General features: G+C 42.0%; 17 protein-coding genes. 6 read left to right on the top strand and 11 right to left on the bottom strand.

Annotated features, from left to right (window positions below):
• Positions 1-18: 18 nt before the first annotated feature.
• Positions 19-789 (bottom strand): glucosamine-6-phosphate deaminase, encoded by a 771-nt coding sequence (locus CDG77_RS13470; protein WP_094329872.1) that lies wholly within the window; start codon positions 787-789, stop codon positions 19-21.
• A 181-nt stretch (positions 790-970) separates the two neighbouring features.
• Between CDG77_RS13470 and CDG77_RS13465 the strand changes: the two genes are divergently transcribed.
• A complete protein-coding gene (locus CDG77_RS13465; RefSeq protein WP_094329871.1) occupies positions 971-1,657 on the top strand; it encodes an HAD family hydrolase in 687 nt (228 codons plus the stop codon).
• Between the two features lie 45 nt (positions 1,658-1,702).
• Here CDG77_RS13465 and CDG77_RS13460 read toward each other — a convergent pair whose 3' ends face one another.
• Both CDG77_RS13460 and CDG77_RS13455 read right to left on the bottom strand, forming a co-directional pair.
• A complete protein-coding gene (locus CDG77_RS13460; protein WP_094329870.1) occupies positions 1,703-2,329 on the bottom strand; it encodes a PadR family transcriptional regulator in 627 nt (208 codons plus the stop codon).
• Positions 2,330-2,439: 110 nt separating this feature from the next.
• Positions 2,440-3,360 (bottom strand): AraC family transcriptional regulator, encoded by a 921-nt coding sequence (locus CDG77_RS13455; protein WP_094329869.1) that lies wholly within the window; start codon positions 3,358-3,360, stop codon positions 2,440-2,442.
• Positions 3,361-3,626: 266 nt separating this feature from the next.
• On the opposite strand from CDG77_RS13455, the gene CDG77_RS13450 reads away from it, so the two are divergent.
• Complete coding sequence (locus CDG77_RS13450) at positions 3,627-4,361, top strand: SDR family oxidoreductase (protein ID WP_094329868.1); 735 nt, start codon at positions 3,627-3,629, stop codon at positions 4,359-4,361.
• Between the two features lie 90 nt (positions 4,362-4,451).
• Here the strand turns inward: CDG77_RS13450 and CDG77_RS13445 are convergent, their stop codons facing one another.
• From CDG77_RS13445 to CDG77_RS13430, 6 genes are all read right to left on the bottom strand, one after another.
• A complete protein-coding gene (locus CDG77_RS13445) occupies positions 4,452-5,237 on the bottom strand; it encodes a COP23 domain-containing protein (RefSeq protein WP_094329867.1) in 786 nt (261 codons plus the stop codon).
• A gap of 383 nt (positions 5,238-5,620) precedes the next feature.
• Positions 5,621-6,394, bottom strand: a complete 774-nt coding sequence (locus tag CDG77_RS13440) for a Uma2 family endonuclease (protein WP_094329866.1) — start codon at positions 6,392-6,394, stop codon at positions 5,621-5,623.
• Between the two features lie 203 nt (positions 6,395-6,597).
• Positions 6,598-6,768, bottom strand: coding sequence for a photosystem II assembly protein Psb34 (gene psb34, locus CDG77_RS35420; RefSeq protein WP_104900141.1), 171 nt, complete (start codon positions 6,766-6,768; stop codon positions 6,598-6,600).
• Positions 6,769-6,934: 166 nt separating this feature from the next.
• The gene (locus tag CDG77_RS36470; RefSeq protein WP_181154489.1) at positions 6,935-7,072 is read right to left on the bottom strand and encodes a hypothetical protein; all 138 of its coding nucleotides are present in this window, start codon (positions 7,070-7,072) and stop codon (positions 6,935-6,937) included.
• A 167-nt stretch (positions 7,073-7,239) separates the two neighbouring features.
• On the bottom strand, positions 7,240-8,286 hold the full coding sequence (locus CDG77_RS13435) for a DUF1611 domain-containing protein (RefSeq protein ID WP_094329865.1): 1,047 nt from the start codon (positions 8,284-8,286) through the stop codon (positions 7,240-7,242).
• Positions 8,270-9,322 carry a dipeptide epimerase gene (locus tag CDG77_RS13430; protein WP_094329864.1) on the bottom strand — a complete coding sequence of 351 codons (1,053 nt, stop codon included), beginning with the start codon at positions 9,320-9,322 and terminating at the stop codon, positions 8,270-8,272. Before CDG77_RS13430 ends, CDG77_RS13435 begins: the two co-directional genes overlap by 17 nt.
• 142 nt (positions 9,323-9,464) lie before the next feature.
• Between CDG77_RS13430 and CDG77_RS13425 the strand changes: the two genes are divergently transcribed.
• On the top strand, positions 9,465-10,016 hold the full coding sequence (locus CDG77_RS13425) for an NUDIX hydrolase (protein ID WP_094329863.1): 552 nt from the start codon (positions 9,465-9,467) through the stop codon (positions 10,014-10,016).
• A gap of 398 nt (positions 10,017-10,414) precedes the next feature.
• A complete protein-coding gene (locus CDG77_RS13420; RefSeq protein WP_223269802.1) occupies positions 10,415-11,767 on the top strand; it encodes an RNA polymerase factor sigma-54 in 1,353 nt (450 codons plus the stop codon).
• Between the two features lie 341 nt (positions 11,768-12,108).
• On the opposite strand, the gene CDG77_RS13415 is transcribed toward CDG77_RS13420, so the two are convergent.
• Together CDG77_RS13415 and CDG77_RS13410 are read right to left on the bottom strand one after the other, a co-directional pair.
• Positions 12,109-13,296 carry an anion transporter gene (locus CDG77_RS13415; protein ID WP_094329862.1) on the bottom strand — a complete coding sequence of 396 codons (1,188 nt, stop codon included), beginning with the start codon at positions 13,294-13,296 and terminating at the stop codon, positions 12,109-12,111.
• Between the two features lie 4 nt (positions 13,297-13,300).
• Entirely contained in the window at positions 13,301-14,581 is a 1,281-nt protein-coding gene (locus tag CDG77_RS13410; RefSeq protein WP_094329861.1) for an MFS transporter, read from the bottom strand.
• A 295-nt stretch (positions 14,582-14,876) separates the two neighbouring features.
• On the opposite strand from CDG77_RS13410, the gene CDG77_RS13405 reads away from it, so the two are divergent.
• Together CDG77_RS13405 and hemJ are read left to right on the top strand one after the other, a co-directional pair.
• Entirely contained in the window at positions 14,877-15,728 is an 852-nt protein-coding gene (locus CDG77_RS13405) for an alpha/beta fold hydrolase (RefSeq protein ID WP_094329860.1), read from the top strand.
• A gap of 187 nt (positions 15,729-15,915) precedes the next feature.
• Complete coding sequence (gene hemJ / locus CDG77_RS13400) at positions 15,916-16,500, top strand: protoporphyrinogen oxidase HemJ (RefSeq protein WP_094329859.1); 585 nt, start codon at positions 15,916-15,918, stop codon at positions 16,498-16,500.
• The last annotated feature ends 192 nt before the right edge of the window (positions 16,501-16,692 follow it).

Below are 16,692 nucleotides of genomic sequence, written 5' to 3'. Positions count from 1 at the left end.
TTACTTACCACTTTCTTTTCACAGCAAACTAGCAGAATTGACATCCAAAAATAACGTTGCTTGGGATTGTTGACGGAGAACAGAAGCCGGACAGTCTGTACTTATAGCTCCTTGCAACATTTGTTTTACCACATTCGCTTTACGTTTTTCTGGAGCCAGACAGATAATTTTTTTAGCTGAACAAATCGCTGAGATAGTCACAGTAAAAGCATACTGTGGAACAGTTTCTAGATTTGGAAACTGACCTGTACTTACTTGTTGCTGACGGTTCACTGTATCTAGTTTCACCAGCTTGACACTGTATGGATCTTGGAAATTTGCTACAGATGGATCGTTAAAAGCCAAATGTCCATTTTCGCCGATACCAAGACAGCATAAGTCTATTGGTTGTGCTTGCAATAGTTTTGTGTAGCGATCGCACTCGTTTAATGGTTGCAGTGTATCACCTTCTATATAGTGAAACTCTTTAGGAGCAACCCGCTTCTCTACACGTTCTCGCATATAGCGCCGGAAACTCGCAGAATGGTCAGCACTAATTCCCAAATATTCATCTAGATGGAACAGAATAATCCGCGACCAATCTACACCACCCAATGCAATCAAAGCATCAAGAAATTTGAGTTGGGAGTTACCTGTTGCCAACAATACAGCAGCTGTATCCTGTTGTTTGAGAACCTGCTGTAAATGCTTTTGGGCGATTTTGGCAACATCCTGGGCCATTTCGACTTCAGAGTTGTAAATCTGCACCAGTAAATCATCAACGCGAAAAAAGTTTGTAGCGGTTAGCATTTGCTTACATAGAAGGTTATCAATAATTCACAAGGGCTTAAGTCCCCGATCTTAAAGCTAGGTAAACTTCCGTCACAGTGTAAGTATTCCCCTGTATTGACGTAGAGCGATCGCTAAGGACAAAAAACGATGTAAACTATGTAGATTAAGTTTACAATTATTTACATTTTACCTAAAAATCATGCTGGCTGCAATTCTCTTTGACCTAGACGGCACTATTGTCAATACTGACCCCATACACTACCGGGCTTGGCAGGAAATGCTGTTAAATTACAGCGTAGAAATTGACGAAACATTTTATAAATCCCGAATTAGTGGACGCTTAAATCCAGAAATTGTTAAGGATATTCTGCCACAATTATCAACCGTAGAAGGGCAGAAATTTGCAGACGAAAAAGAGGCGCTTTTCCGTAAACTCGCCTCGAATCTTAAACCATTGAATGGATTTTCTGAACTACTAGCATGGACAGAAACACATAAGTTAAAAAGGGCATTAGTAACTAATGCACCTAGATTAAATGCAGAATTTATGCTACAGGTATTGGGAATAAAAGAAGCTTTCCATACAGTTGTTTTAGCAGATGATTGTATTGCAGGTAAACCTGACCCTGCACCCTACCTAGCCGCCCTGAATAAGTTCGAGATTTCAGCAGAGGAAGCGATCGCATTAGAAGACTCTCCCTCTGGAATTCGGGCTGCTGTGGGCGCAGATATCCGCACTATTGGCATCGCTTCCACCCACGATCCGCAAGTTTTACAGTCAGTCGGCGCATTTATGGCAATTCCAGATTTTACTGATTTGCAGTTGTGGACATTGCTTAACTCATTCATTGAAGAAGATTTAAGTGCGATCGCTTCTAACCTATAAACGCAACATCTGAGAATGTAGAGACGCGAATTTTTGCATCTCTACTTATTTTTCCGCCAGAATCGCGTGAATTTCCCGTTTAACTTGCTCTAAAAGCTCACGCACCCGATTTATTCGCTCCACATTGCCACTACGAGCAACCTGCACCACAACAGCAGCTAACTCTGTTGCAGCATTCCGCAACTCCATAAACTCTTGGGGCTTACCTTTCACAAAACTTTTGACCGTATCCCAAGGAGAGTCTGAAGTTTCTTGTTGGGAACGTTCTGCTAATAATTGTCTACCCTCATCGGTGATCGTGTAAATCCGCTTGCCACCTTCTTGTGCGCTCTTGAGATAACCCCCTTCCTCCAGCAATTGGAGTGTTGGATATACAGAGCCAGGACTGAGGCGACGGAAACCACCATAACGAGTTTCCATTTCTTTAATCAGGTCGTAACCATGACTAGGATGCTCGGATAACAATTCCAGCAGGATGAACTTGATGTCACCCCGACGAGTGCGATGTTCATCTCCCCAACCACGACCAAACATTTCATTACCAAAGTGTTTGCCATGCTCTCTACCATGATGCTTATCATGCCTAAACCAAGACTTGACAAGCAATGAATCCTCTTCGCTAACTCCTGCCCATGCAGGTGTTCCAAACCGTGAACGAAAATGTCTAAACATAAATCAATCTCTAATCAACTTTCTCTACTATACGATATATCGGAATATATCGCGATATATCGGAATAGAATTTTGATGAAGATTTGTAAAGTAAGTAATTGTGTCAACGCTTAGGCTGTGCGTAAACGTTCAATATCCCTCATCGGTGGCGCACCGAACATCCGGGAATATTCGCGGCTGAACTGTGATTGACTTTCATAACCCACTTGATAGGCTGCATTAGCGGCATCGAATTTTTCGGCAAGCATCAGGCGACGTGCTTCTAATAGTCTCAATTGCTTTTGATATTGAAGCGGACTCATTGATGTCACTGACTTAAAATGGTGATGAAAAGATGAAGGAGACATACTTGCCTGCCTAGCTAGCTCCTCAACCCGCATCGGCTTTGTCAAATCAGCCTTGATGAGTTTTATTACCTCAGCGATGCGCTGCATGTTGCTGCCAGATGTCGCAATTTGGCGGACAGCTTCGCCCTGTTCGCCCATTAAAAGGCGATAATAGATTTCGCGGATAATCATCGGCGCTAGGATATGAATATCCTGTGGCGTATCTAAAAGCCGTGTTAGTCTGATGGCGCAATCGAGCAATGGTGCATTGGCGTTGCTGACAAATAAGCCTCTAACAGAGTTTTCTTTCTTATCTCTGCCTGGTCTGATTTGGGCAATAAGATCGCAGAGTTGAACTGGGTCTAAATTCAGCTTGAATCCTAAATAAGGCTTGTCTGGCGTGGCCTCTACAACAAATGCACTTAGCGGTAAATGAACCGAGACAACAAGATATTGAGTCGCGCCATAACAATAGGTTTCCTCACCCAGCAATGCTTCTTTTTTGCCCTGAACAACTATGGCGAAAATAGGTTCATAAACACCGCATATTGACGTGGAAGCGGAAGATTCCCGCGTAAATTCCAGATGATTTATATCTGTTTTATGGACACCGTTCCCCTTGTCGTCGGTGTAACGGGTTAGTAATGCCGCCAGTTCTTTACACTCATTAATGGCTGCACCGTGCTTTAGTATTTCAATCGTCATGCTGGCTTTTTGACTGATTTAATCATTCTGATTCGCTGATTATAGAAAATATCGATCCTTTTATGAAAGATGTTTTTGGAGAATTAGGCAATAATCTGCGATCTTTGTGTATTTAAAAATCAGTTTTTAATCCATATTATGAATACATGCCAAAGGATAAGGCAATTATCAAAATTGTCTGGTAACGGGATTGGGCAGAGGACTGGGCAAAAATACTGCTTTGACTCTTGCCAAAAAAGGTTTGGTGAATAGAAAGGAAAATAATCATGTCAAACGTAGAAAACAAAGTTATTGTCATTACTGGAGCTAGTAGCGGAATCGGTGAAGCCACCGCTAAACTTCTGGCCAAAAACGGCGCAAAAGTTGTTTTGGGCGCACGGCGTACAGAAAAGCTAGAAAAGATTGTTGAGGATATCCGCAAGGAAGGCGGCACAGCAGAATTCAAAGCTGTAGATGTCGCCAATCGTGAGGAGATGAAAGCCTTCATTCACTTTGCCAAAGATAAGTTTGGCCGCGTCGATGTTATCTATAACAATGCAGGTATTATGCCTCTATCCCCGATGAATGCGTTGAAAGTCGAGGAGTGGGATAACATGATTAACGTGAATATCCACGGCGTTTTGAATGGCATAGCTGCTGGTCTACCGATTATGGAAGCACAAGGCGGCGGACAATTTATCAATACCGCGTCTATCGGCGCACATGTGGTTGTGCCTACTGGTGCGGTGTACTGTGCGACAAAATATGCTGTTTGGGCGATATCCGAAGGATTGCGTCAGGAATCAAAAAATATCCGCGTCACAACAATATCCCCTGGTGTGGTTGAGACTGAACTCGGCTCTGATATCACGGAGGAGTCTGCAAAAGGTGCTTTGAAAGAATTCCGTAAAACCGCATTGACTGCTGATGCGATCGCTAGAGCCGTATTATATGCCATATCACAACCGGATGATGTTGATGTCAATGAAGTGATTGTCCGCCCTACAGCAAGTGCATTCTAATCCTGGCGGGATATGGTGACAAAATAAAAGCTCTAAAATAGCCTCTGGTTGATATAACTAAACCAGAGGCTGATTTCAATTTCTTATTACCTATCGGAAATTGCGAGGATTCAAGCGAACAGAGTTAGGTTGGGACTGACGACCAATTGCCACTCCATTGCGGAGGTTATTTGCAGTACCGCCATCTTTGCGATCGAGGAAAGGTTTGAGATTAATGCCACCTCTATATGAACTAACTCGATTATTGCCACTGCCTAAAAGTGTGCGTCCTAAATTATATAATTCACTTCCCCCACTACTGCGATCGCCATAAGTGTTAACGGCTATAGTTTGCTGTCCGTTATCAGCAGTAGTCAAATTCTGAAAAATGCTATTGCGGATGACAACGGGATCTTTACCACGCGGTACTGTCAGCACAATTCTACAGCTTGGGTTAGCTTCAGTTGTGACGCAGACAACATTTTCGTTATTTTCTACAGATGTCTGGAGTTCTTGTAAGCCATCTGGACGATAAAGTTCTAAACGACTGGCAATTGCTGCACAACGCTTTTGTGCGTCCCAACCACCGCCCAAAGCCGCAGGTGCAGCCCAAGGAAAAAATTGTCCTGACTGACTTTGTGGCTGATACATAACGGTAGACTGACCGTTGTAAGTCTGACAGCTAAACCGAGTTGTACCGTCAGATGAGGGTGAAGTTGGTATACCTGTTGATGTGTCTATTGGAACTGATGACCCACCTGATGGCACTGTTGGTACTACTACACCACCACCACCATCGCCAGTAGAATCATATTGCGCCATTGCTGCCGAATTGCCCAGGCACAAAGATAAGCCAAGACTGCCTAAAGATATCAAGCGTAACAGTTGTGATGACATGAATCATCCTCCAGTAAAAACAAGTAAGGAATTGATAGTTTAAGTGACGAATAATTCTATTTTTTGATTCATCAAAAACGTTATTTTTTCTTTAATTTCTTTTTTATCTGGGAGTAGCTTTTAGATATACTTGAATTTCTGCATAATACCGCACTCTTTCATAATTCGTTTCATACTGAGATGTACTTATGCAGAAAAGTGTTCTTTCTTACTTTTATAAAGAAATAGCAAAAGACAGATAAAGCGATCGCACTTAGCACGTAATTTTTGCTTAAACTAAGTTAGGACTTACACAAAATTGTCTCAAAAACCTGATTTGTCGTAGCGGTAATTCATGAATTACCGCTACTTCAGAACTTTTTTGCGTAAGTCCTGTAAGTAACTCAGCTACCTGGCAAATTATTTGGATCGATACCTTGAGATTGTAAATAGGCAATTAGCCGTTCTTTTTGCTGACGTTCTTGTTCGGCGCGTTGACGTTCTTGTTCGGCGCGTTGACGTTCCTGTGCAATTTGTTCGACTGCCCAAGGTAACAAATTACCTGCTTTATCCCACCAGCGCAACCAATAACCCGTTCTGGATTCTTTTGTTCCTTGCCAAGTTCCTAAGAATAAGCCCATTGAATCAATCCAATGACGACCATTTTCGTCAGGTTGTTGTAATTCGTAGCGCCTGTTTTCGAGTTGGTAATATTCTAACAAACCGCCATTAGGGTCAAAAATCACGTAAATTGGTACTTGAAGAATCTGCTCGTAAAAAAACCATTTTCCTGGCGGATAGATTCGCTTAAAAGAGTACTCTGTACCGTCAGTGTCAGATAGAAATTCCATCACCACTGCCGGAATCTCACCTTCTAAATTAGGTGTGTAACTTTTGCGTTCTGCTAAAACTTCATTTACTGCTGAAACATAAACCCAGTCAGGTGCTTTCGCTACAAACTGATCGTTTATCGTTGCACAAAGTCCAAAATTTGAGGCGATTAACATCTGGGGTTGGATGAAACCACTTATCTCAAGGCTTTCGCGCAAAGCACCAGCCAACAGTGGCTGACCTGTATTTTCCACTGGTTCATCCTCTAACTGAAAATCTGCGGGCAAGGCTTCCCAAGATATTATCAGTTCTGTTGAAGATTTAGCTTCACCGAGTTGGGTTGCCATATAACACCCCATTTTATTAATTTGTCTTTATTTTATGTGCGATCGCAGTTATTTTACAATGTCGCCCTTTTGGGATGCGATGCCTACGGCAGGCATTGCCAACACACAGGGGTAAAACACAAAAAACCCCGGCGAAACTAACCGAGGCTTGAGAGAGAAGTGAGAATGACAATAAGATACAGCGATACGGCAATGGAAAAATCTTAGCTAACGCTAAAACCAACCAAAACTAAAGTTGTGACAATTAAAGTTGCAAAAAGACCCTGTAAAACGTATTTACGTTGTTCCCAAATTGCTGGGTACTCTGCGTAGTATACCTTGGCTTCATGTGCGTAGTTATTAAGGATACCGTCTTCGTTTACAGTAGTGTACATATTTTTTTCTCTTCTTTTGTTTAGTTATGTAACTGAATTTAACAATTTTGTTACAAAATGTCAATAGGGCTTGACAAAAAAATCTGATGAGTTTATTAAGAGTTGCTTATCAAGGAATGGAAGATTTTAGGTAAAGCGGTTCTAGGCAATGAAAGCGGCATGTCTCTTAACCCATTGCTGCGCGTCCTTTTAACCTAAGTGCCATACAAAACCAATAGTGTTCGGTTAAGGCAAGAGACGCGATGAATCGCTGATGATTGTAGAGACGGCGATTTATCGCATCTTTACGATCTAGAATTTCCATCAAAAAACATTAACCAAACCTTATTGATAAAAAACCCCCAGTAAGTTGGGGGTGTAAATTGCCCTTATGTGGCAAAGTGGAGCAAGATACTTCTTGTTAAGCTTCCTTTAAGTTGCTCGGATTCGTCTTGAAGCAACTAAAGTTTTGCTTCTTGATAAGGTCAGAACCTAATTCTTCATCACCGCATCCAAAAGCACATTGGCATCAAAACGGACTACATCAGTGCAAGGTAGCCCGGTTTCTGCTGTTACTTGAGCAATACTTTCGTCGGCCGCAGATTCATCTAAATGTGCCGTATTAAGTGCTATACCCACTACAGAAACGCTTGCAAAAGCACCACCAGCACTAGCAACGCTTTCATAAAGCCGAATTACCTCTGATAAAGGTGGAATTAAAACATGGGGATGATTGCGGACATGAACTTGTCCCGCCCGATGGACTAATACCAGTTGAGTTGGTTGCGAACCACGAATCAGGGGTAGGGTTGCCGTTGAACCAGGGTGTAGCAGCGAACCTTGTCCTTCAATGTGCAGGATGTCGTAGTTTTTGCCATAGCGCATGATTATTTGTTCCACAGCACCAGCAGCAAAGTCCACTCGCACGGCATCTAAAGCCACGCCATCGCCTTCTAACATCACCCCAGTTTGACCTGTGGCGAGAAATTTAGAACGCCAACCCCGCAGTTTGGATGCCCAATGTAACTCCAAGCTAGTTGACATTTTACCGATCGCCATATCGGTTCCCACCGTCAAAACTCGCCGACAAGGGAGGGTGCGTGCCATTCCACTAGCAACACTTATATTAGACGGCTCTTTGCGGACATCCCAAATTAATTGCCCTGGTTTGACTAGTGCATTTAACTCCGGGATGCTTGCCATTGGTGTATGTAAGCCGTTCACCAACGACATCCCAGCTTCTAGAGCATTTTTGATTTCTAGCCAGTAATCATCTGGGATAGCACCACCACTGGGAGCAATGCCTATTACTAAGACTTCTGGCTTGTACTCTAAGGCTGCGGCTACTGATGCCACAATGGGTACATCACGTTTAATACCTGTTAATTCTGTCAGAGATTTGCCAGCACATTCGCGATCGATGACGGCTACAATTGGTGACTCGCTGTAACGTAAAATTGCGAGTCCTGTTTTGCCGTGAGTTCCAATAGTTCCCTCGTGAAGTAAGATAGCTACTCGTTGATTAAGTGGTAGACGCACTGTGTTTTACCCCCAAACCTGGTAAATCGTTTAGCAAAACTCTACCTTCTTTTAGCAATGCACCTGTAAAGGGATCGTCGATTAAGTTGAGATGACTGTCTAAATCTAAATAATCAGCTAGTGGCGCAAGCTGTAATGCTGCTGTATTAGCTAGCGAACTGTCAGAATAGCAACCGAACATTACTTGCAACCGATATGCTCGCGCTGTATGTACCATTCGCATTGCCTCTGTTAGTCCGCCTGATTTCATCAGTTTGATATTAATACCATCCACGTAGTTTGCCAAATCGGGGATATCAGAACTTGTGAAGCAACTCTCATCGACAAAGATGGGTAGGGGAGAGTGTTCTTTGAGTTTAGCTAAACTTTTTTCTTGACCTCGTGGTAATGGCTGTTCTACATACTTTATATCTAAATTAGCCAGCCAATTGCACATTGCGATCGCATCTTCTAAGCTCCAACCCCCATTGGCATCAACAAATAATTCTATTTCCGGTGCTTCTTCTCGCACTGCCAACAGCATTTTTTTATCTGCATCTATGCCATCTGGACTACCTAACTTCACCTTAAAAAGGCGGACATCGGTAAATCGTAACCAGTCTCGCGCTCTCGCCTTAGCACCTTCAGGCGAATTAATCCCAATTGTGACTGAGGTTGGTACTATTTGATTGCGATCGAGTCCCCAAATTTTCCACAAAGGTAATCCTACACGCTTACCCAACCAGTCGTGCATTGCCATATCTAACGCTGCCCTAGCAGCAGAAGGAATCTGGTTTTGGATTAAAACTTGCTCAATTTGCTGTCGCTGCAAGGGGCTAAATGCTTGCAACAGTGGCACAACTCGATCTAGAGAATCTTTGATTGTATCAGTTGATTGTCGACGATCGCCCACACCGAATGGCGATGCTTCTCCCCAGCCTTCGATACCATCATCTGAAATCCTCACCCATGCATTCGTTGTCTGTGCCGTTGTCCCTCGACTAATGGTCAATGGAAATCTCTTGTTTACTGTAAATAAATTTACATTTATTTGCATATTTCTTTTACATAATATTATGTTATTGCAAAAGTCAGTGTAAGTTTAAAGTTTAGATTATCGGATGTATCTGTTATACTTTTTTACATTCATTACTTAGTTACTAAAGTTCCTAGACATAATTTTATTGGTTACTAAATTTATGAACAACTTAAGAAAATGGAAGACTTTAAAATCAAAAATGGTTTTAGATAACCCTTGGTGTCAAGTAAGGCAAGATGAAATAGAATTGCCCAATGGTAAAATCATAGATGATTATTTTGTCAATATTAAACCAGACGTGGCGATGGTTTTACCTATTACTAGTAATAGAGAAGTTATTTTTGTCCGGCAATACAGACATGCAGTAGGTGAATTTTTCTTAGAACTACCAGCAGGGAATTTCGATCCGATAAAAGAGAGTGCCGAAGTAGCCGCAATTATAGAATTCACAGAAGAGACTGGTTATATACCCCAAGAATTTAGAAAAATTGGAACTCTATACGATAAGCCGAGTAAAGATACCAATCAAATCCATTTGTTTTTAGCAGAAAATGTGAGTAAAGTCGGAGAGCAACAACTCGATATTACAGAAGAAATTGAAATTGTATTTATTCCTCTAGAATCAGTTTTAGATAAAATTATTCAAGGAGAAATTTCTGTAGCGGGAACTGTTGCGGCTCTATTTTTAGGTTTAAAACTTATAAATTATTAATCATATAAGACTAGTATTTGATTTCTGAAAAGATACGTAGGGTGTGTTAGCGACAGCGTAACGCACCATCATCAAGGGTTTGGTGCGTTACGAACTGCGTTCTAACACACCCTACAATACCTAGTTTTGTTCAAAAATCAAATATGATTCCTATACAAGAGTTAATTATTATGTTTGTCTCTACAGTAACTGCTGATACTTTCCTGAAAAATCGTCCAATTGAGTTAGCGGAACTAGCTGAATCGCCACCAATTACGAATTAGTTCAAGTACTTCGCTGCAAAAAAGAATTAAGATTTAAGAATAGTCAAAGCCTGGCTATTACCAGTCTTCAAGTAGGATTTTTTCCCTTTCCTTTACCCTCGCAAACATTAGTGTAATTACCTTAACCTCTCACTAATGGATATGGATACACCTGCATTAACTTCAACTCTCTCTGTAGAAACCCGTTTAGAGACGCAAGCAGTTCTTTATCCAAGCCTGCGACAGTTAGTGCAACTGTTACCTTGGAATCATCAGCGAGTTCGAGAATATTTACAAGCAGAAGCCAAACACAATCCATTTTTGCTGCATCGCCGCTCTAATCATCGGGAAGCATTGCTAGAAGACATTTTACCAAATTGGTATAGTCCAGTTGCAATGGAACCAAGCTTACAAGAACATCTACGTGGGCAAATTACCGCTTTAGATTTGCCACTCAAACAGCGAGAAGCACTGTTATACCTCATGCAATGGATTTCACCCTCCGGCTATCTGGAAGAATCGTCCCAAGTCTGGACAGCAGGAAGTGATTGGAATGTCAAGGAATTAGAAGCGGTTGTGTCGCATTTACAAAGTCTCGATCCACCGGGGATTGGGGCGCGATCGCCGCAAGAATGTTTGCTATTACAGCTTCAAGATCGTCCCAATAGTTTGGCTGCCTTACTGGTACGAGATTACTTAGCAGAGGTAGCAGATTGTATTGGTAATTCAACTGAAGCTAAGGAACATCAACAATTGTTGTTGAAGAAGTTGCAATTACATGCAAAAAGAGTTTCTGTAGTGGAATCACCGATTAATCTGCCAGCTTTGAAAGCAGCGATTCAAGAAATTCAAACCTTAGAACCTCGCCCAGCAAGAAACTTTAGCTATTATCCAGTGGCGATCGCCACCCCAGATTTACAAGCCGAACTCAACGCCAATGGGTGGCAGGTTTCTTTAACTTCTGAAGTTAGTCAAGAGTTTTGCTTGGATGAAGAAGCGATCGCTTTGCTGGTTCAATCAAACCACAAGATGCAGGAAACACTGCTACAACAAGCACGAAATTTATTGTCAGCACTAAATCAGTGGCAGGAAAATTTACTCAAAGTTGGGCAATTTTTGGTTAATCGTCAGCAAGCCTTTCTCACAAGTAAGGACAGTTTAGATTTAGTACCAACACCTCAGCAGCTAATTGCTCAATCGGTCGGGCTTTCAAATGCTACCATCAGTCGCATTGTGCGCGATCGCTATTTGCTCATTAGCGGCGGGCAAAGTCGAATTGTGCCGTTGCAGTCTTTCTGTACTTCTGTTGGTGTTGGTGGACGCACGCCTAAACAAATCCAAGAGTTGATTATTCAATTAATTCAACAAGAACCACCAGCTAAACCTTACAGCGATGAACAACTAGCCCAACTATTAAAACTGCGATTTGGCATGGCGATCGCTCGACGGACTGTAGTCAAGTACCGAAAACTGGCAGGAATCGAATCTTCCCACGCACGTAAACGTTAACATCAGTTAGAGGAATTTATCGCTCTCCTAAAAAGCGCTACTGTGTACACAAACTTTTTATAATTTCTATGTAATATAGGGTGTTCTAATTGTTGCAAGTCGATGCATTGGCATAATAAGTCGATGCATTAACATAGCAAGCCGATGCATTGGCATAATAAGTCGATGCATTAACATAATAAGTCGATGCATTAACATAACAAGCCGATGCATTGGCATAACAAGCCGATGCATTAACATAGCAAGCCGATGCATTGGCATAACAAGCCGATGCATTGGCATAACAAGTTAGACTGAACTACCCCATGCATTAATGCAAGGAGATCCAACTCACGTTAAAGTTAATAAATCCAAAAATAGGTAAGCGCCAAGGTGATAACAGTTAGCGGTAGCCCAAATCGCAAATGTTCCCCAAAAGTGAGCCTATATCCCTGTTTAGCAACAGCCTCCGCCACAATCAAGTTTGCTACCGAACCCAGCAGCGTGAGATTTCCTGCCAGTGTTGAAGCCGCCGCGAGTAGTAGCCAAGTGTGGGTGTTGGGATGAGGAATTAGGTGATGTAATAGCAGTACAGCCGGCACATTGGATACTAAATTTGACAACAACGCCGTTATCCCCAAAATGCTCAAGGGATCGCGAGTAAAATGAGAAAGCCATCCCAAAGAACCGAGTTTTTGCACACCTTCGGTAAGGATGAACAGTCCACAAAACATTAACAGCAAATCCCAGTCTACCTGTTGTAAAATTCGCTCTGGCTTAAGGCGGCGCGTTACCAGTAATAATCCAGCAGCAATTAAGGTAACTTCAGCAGTCGGAATTCCGATTAAAAATGCTACTAGTAATCCGGTGGTAATTAATAGACTTTTAGCTAACAGTGGTTTGAGGACATGGTAGCGGGGTGGTTTAACTTTTAAGTAAGGGCGAAGCGATCGCACTTCTGGATATAACCACCACAACAAACCTACCTGAATTGTCAAACAGATCAACGCAAGTGGTGTTAAGGCTTTGGCAAAGTCTAGATAACTAATGCCAGAGAAAGAACCGATCAAGATATTTTGCGGATTACCGCTCAAAGTGGCAACGGAACCGAGGTTAGTTGCACCTGCTAGCGCCAGCAAATAGGGAATAGGTTTAAGCTTGAGTAACTGGGTAATACCAATTACTAAAGGTGTCAAAATTAAAGCAATCGTATCATTCAAAAAAAGGGCTGAGAGGATGCCACTGCCAAAAGTTAACACCACCAGTAACCCAAATGGGCTGTGGATGCGGCGGATTGTATAATCAAGGGCAAGCTGGAAAAAACCAGAGGCGGCGAGATTGGCACTGATTACCATCATCCCAAATAGAAAAATTAGTGTTTTGTAATCGATCGCGCCCCACGCCGCAGGTAAATCTAGTACTCCCAATGCCATCAAAAAGGCAGCACCAACAATGGCGATCGTCGCCCGATTCATCCGCAATCCGGGCAAGTAACCTAGCCCTAAACCGATGTAGGTGATAATAATCACGAGATATCGCAAAACTACCATTTCTCTATTCCCTAAACGTAGCAAGCCCCGATTTAGAGCTTACCGGATAGGCTGTAGACTTAGTTTCGGGCATGAAAAACCAGAAGAAAATTAAGGCAACTGTTGCGATCGCTGCCATAGTCAAAAAGCTAGCATTGTAGCCAGCAGATTTCGCAACAAAACCAGCCAAAGAATTACTGAGGGATGCACCAATACCAACAGCAGTTCCAATTGCTCCCTGTGCCAGATTAAAGTGTCCGGTTCCCTTAGTCAAATCGGCAATCACCAAAAGCTGCATCACCCCAAAAATTCCTCCGCCAACCCCGTCTAATAATTGCACTGACACCAGAAAGAAAGGATTATCGCTGAGGGTATACAGCACGGCGCGAATCGGTAACACCAGAAATGCAATCAGAAAAATAGGTTTACGTCGATCTTTACTCGCCCGTCCCCCAACCAAAATTCCCAAGGGAATCATCACTAATTGAGCAGTGACAATGCAGGCAGACATAAATAACGTTGGACTAGCACCTTTCTGGTGAGCTAGTACCTCACCGAGCAAGGGTAACATGGCAGCGTTGGCAAAGTGGAACAACACTGCACAGGCGGCAAAAATCAGGAGACGGCGATCGCTCAATAGGGTTGTAAACTTAGAAACATTAACTTTTTCTTTCCCATCTTCTTGTATATCCTTGCTTTCTTGCTCGTCACCCCCTCTTGCTAACCGATAATTAATATCCTGTTTGCGAATCTTCAAAGCGCAGACAATCACTGCAACTGACATCAGCGCCATAAAGTAGAAGATAGCTGCCTGAGCCACAAAATGACCGATTAATCCTGCTAGTATTGCAGCTACCACATTTCCAGCAGAACTGAGAGTCTGGTTGCGGCCAATGCGATACTCAATACCCCTTCGTCCGACTAATCCTAGAGAAATTGCTGCGATCGTCGGGGCAAAAAATGCTCCAGCAATGGCACAGAAGGATTGAGATATTGTAATTACGGGGAATGATGGGATCGTAACGGTGGCAATTGAACTGATGCCAATTAACACCGCCGCGAGAATAATTAGCGATCGCTTCTGGCGTAACCGATCGACTAATCCTCCAATCGGTGTTTGAGCAATTACCCCCGTCAATCCTGAAATCGTCATTACCAATCCCACCTGAGAGGGGTTCCAATGCAGACTTGAAGTTAGATAAACCACTAGAAACGGGCCGACACCGCCCTGAATATCTGCTAAAAATACATTTAACCAATCGAGTGCTTTTAGACTTCCTTGACGCGTCACCGAACGAGTAACCATATCTTTGCTTGCTACAAAACTTCATGAAGTTGGGCCATGCAACTTTAAATGCAAAAAGCGTGCCAATGTCAAATCGCTTTAATCCGCCAAGTACCTACAAAGTCATACCGATGAAGAACTATCGCTTTAACACATCAAGGATGTAGTTCTGCCTTGAGCGACATCAATATTATGATTATCTAAACGTTAACGTTGACACTCTCCGGTGCTCTATGATTTTGATGGAGGTTTTAGGGAGAGAGGGGGGATAACCCCAATTCCCAATCCCCAATTCCCAATTCCATAGGAATATAGCGTGTCAATAACAGAACATAAAATCAATGTAGATTCACTGGAATGGTTTTATCGAGAATCTTCACCAATAGGCAGAACTGATTTAGCACCTGTGTTATTGCTACACGGGTTGGTTTCACAAAGTTACAGTTGGCGTAATATTATACCTGCTTTAGGGAATCAAGGGACAAGAGCGATCGCTCCAGATTGGATTGGTTACGGCTTTTCTGCAAAACCAGAAAAACGAGATTTCGCTTACACACCCGATGCTTTTATCACAGCTTTAGAAGGATTTGTCAAAGCACTAGAACTCGAACATTTTTCTTTAGTTGTCCAAGGTTTTTTAGGTTCTGTAGGACTACAATATGCCTTGCGTCATCCAGAACAGATTGCCAATTTAGCTATCCTGAATACACCAATATCAACTGCTGCCAAATTACCCTGGAAAATTAAACAAATGGGTTTACCTTTGGCAGGTGAGGTAATGACCCAAGACCCCTTATTAGTTGACCGAACTCTAGAAGGTGGTAGCCGCTATCGCATCGGAGATAAGGATTTAGATATTTATCGAAAGCCATTTTTGAAAACTTCATCATCTGGGCGGAGTCTTTTATCAAGTATTCGCAATTTACAGCTTGATTCAGCAATGACAGAAATCGAATCTGGCTTTAAAGAATGGCAACAGCCAATTCTGATTCAATGGGGGATGATTGACCCTTGGTTATCTGTGGATATCGCCCAAAATTTTACAGATTCTGCACCAAATGCCGAATTAATCAAACTTAATAACGTCGGACATTATCCTCAAGAACACTACCACGAGACGATTTTGCAAGACCTTTTACCCTTTGTGCGTCGTAAAGATACTCATTGACAATATAGTTTTGGCAAAAATCGATATTATAAAAATGAAGCCATAGAAAAACACCGAGGATTTATCTGTGGTAAAAAAATAATTCTGGATTTTTGCCAGACTTATCATGTTATTCTAGGCTGCATTTGTGAAATTTTTAGTACCACTAAAAATGGATCGCAGCCACAAGTAAAGGGGATTAGTATTCATGGCTTATTCATGGTTTAAAGCATTTCATATTGTCGGATTTGTAGTTTGGTTCGCTGGTTTGTTCTACTTAGTACGTCTTTTTATCTATCACGTTGAAGCGAACCTTGAACCTGAACCAGCACGAACGATACTGAAAAATCAGTATCAAATTATGGAAAAGCGCCTCTACCACATCATTACTAACCCTGGAATGTTTGTGACGATCGCAATGGCTATCGGTTTATTAAGCACTGAACCGGATATTTTAAAAGAGGGTTGGTTACATATAAAACTGCTATTTGTTGCTATTTTAATTGGCTATCATCATTACTGCGCTCGACTCATGAAGAAGTTAGCAGTAGATGAATGCGGTTGGAATGGTCAGCAATTACGCGCTTTAAATGAAGCACCGACAGTTATGTTAGTAGCGATCGTATTACTGGCTGTATTTAAGAATAATTTACCTACAGATATCGCTGCCTGGGGTATTTTTGCCATGATTATTTTGATGGCGGTCACTATTCAACTTTACGCCAAAAAACGCAGGCAAGATAAAGAGAAGCTGACGGCACAGATAGGACAAGTTCCACAAGAACAAAGTTAGACAAAATTGCTGTCTAATACCAGCTATCCATTGGTTGTTAAGTTAGTGAAAATTCATAGTTTATAGATACCTGATTTCTTAAATAAGTTGGGTATCTAACTTTTCATGAGTGACTTAAGTAGAACAGGGTAAATAATTAAAGGTTTGTAGTGAGAACTTTAGTTCTCAAATCAGGACTAAAGTCCTTACTAC

It is taken from the genome of Nostoc sp. 'Peltigera membranacea cyanobiont' 213 (genome assembly GCF_002245975.1).
Lineage (GTDB): Bacteria > Cyanobacteriota > Cyanobacteriia > Cyanobacteriales > Nostocaceae > Nostoc.
Note: the sequence above shows the minus strand (reverse complement) of the source record. Positions and strands in the feature narration are given on the sequence as shown.

Bases quoted from the DNA above. Each gene is read 5' to 3' on its own strand.
- CDG77_RS13470 (WP_094329872.1), bottom strand. From the start codon at position 789: ATGCTAACCGCTACAAACTTTTTTCGCGTTGATGATTTACTGGTGCAG.
- CDG77_RS13465 (WP_094329871.1), top strand. From the start codon at position 971: ATGCTGGCTGCAATTCTCTTTGACCTAGACGGCACTATTGTCAATACT.
- CDG77_RS13460 (WP_094329870.1), bottom strand. From the start codon at position 2,329: ATGTTTAGACATTTTCGTTCACGGTTTGGAACACCTGCATGGGCAGGA.
- CDG77_RS13455 (WP_094329869.1), bottom strand. From the start codon at position 3,360: ATGACGATTGAAATACTAAAGCACGGTGCAGCCATTAATGAGTGTAAA.
- CDG77_RS13450 (WP_094329868.1), top strand. From the start codon at position 3,627: ATGTCAAACGTAGAAAACAAAGTTATTGTCATTACTGGAGCTAGTAGC.
- CDG77_RS13445 (WP_094329867.1), bottom strand. From the start codon at position 5,237: ATGTCATCACAACTGTTACGCTTGATATCTTTAGGCAGTCTTGGCTTA.
- CDG77_RS13440 (WP_094329866.1), bottom strand. From the start codon at position 6,394: ATGGCAACCCAACTCGGTGAAGCTAAATCTTCAACAGAACTGATAATA.
- psb34 (WP_104900141.1), bottom strand. From the start codon at position 6,768: ATGTACACTACTGTAAACGAAGACGGTATCCTTAATAACTACGCACAT.
- CDG77_RS36470 (WP_181154489.1), bottom strand. From the start codon at position 7,072: ATGGAAATTCTAGATCGTAAAGATGCGATAAATCGCCGTCTCTACAAT.
- CDG77_RS13430 (WP_094329864.1), bottom strand. From the start codon at position 9,322: ATGCAAATAAATGTAAATTTATTTACAGTAAACAAGAGATTTCCATTG.
- CDG77_RS13425 (WP_094329863.1), top strand. From the start codon at position 9,465: ATGAACAACTTAAGAAAATGGAAGACTTTAAAATCAAAAATGGTTTTA.
- CDG77_RS13420 (WP_223269802.1), top strand. From the start codon at position 10,415: ATGGATATGGATACACCTGCATTAACTTCAACTCTCTCTGTAGAAACC.
- CDG77_RS13415 (WP_094329862.1), bottom strand. From the start codon at position 13,296: ATGGTAGTTTTGCGATATCTCGTGATTATTATCACCTACATCGGTTTA.
- CDG77_RS13410 (WP_094329861.1), bottom strand. From the start codon at position 14,581: ATGGTTACTCGTTCGGTGACGCGTCAAGGAAGTCTAAAAGCACTCGAT.
- hemJ (WP_094329859.1), top strand. From the start codon at position 15,916: ATGGCTTATTCATGGTTTAAAGCATTTCATATTGTCGGATTTGTAGTT.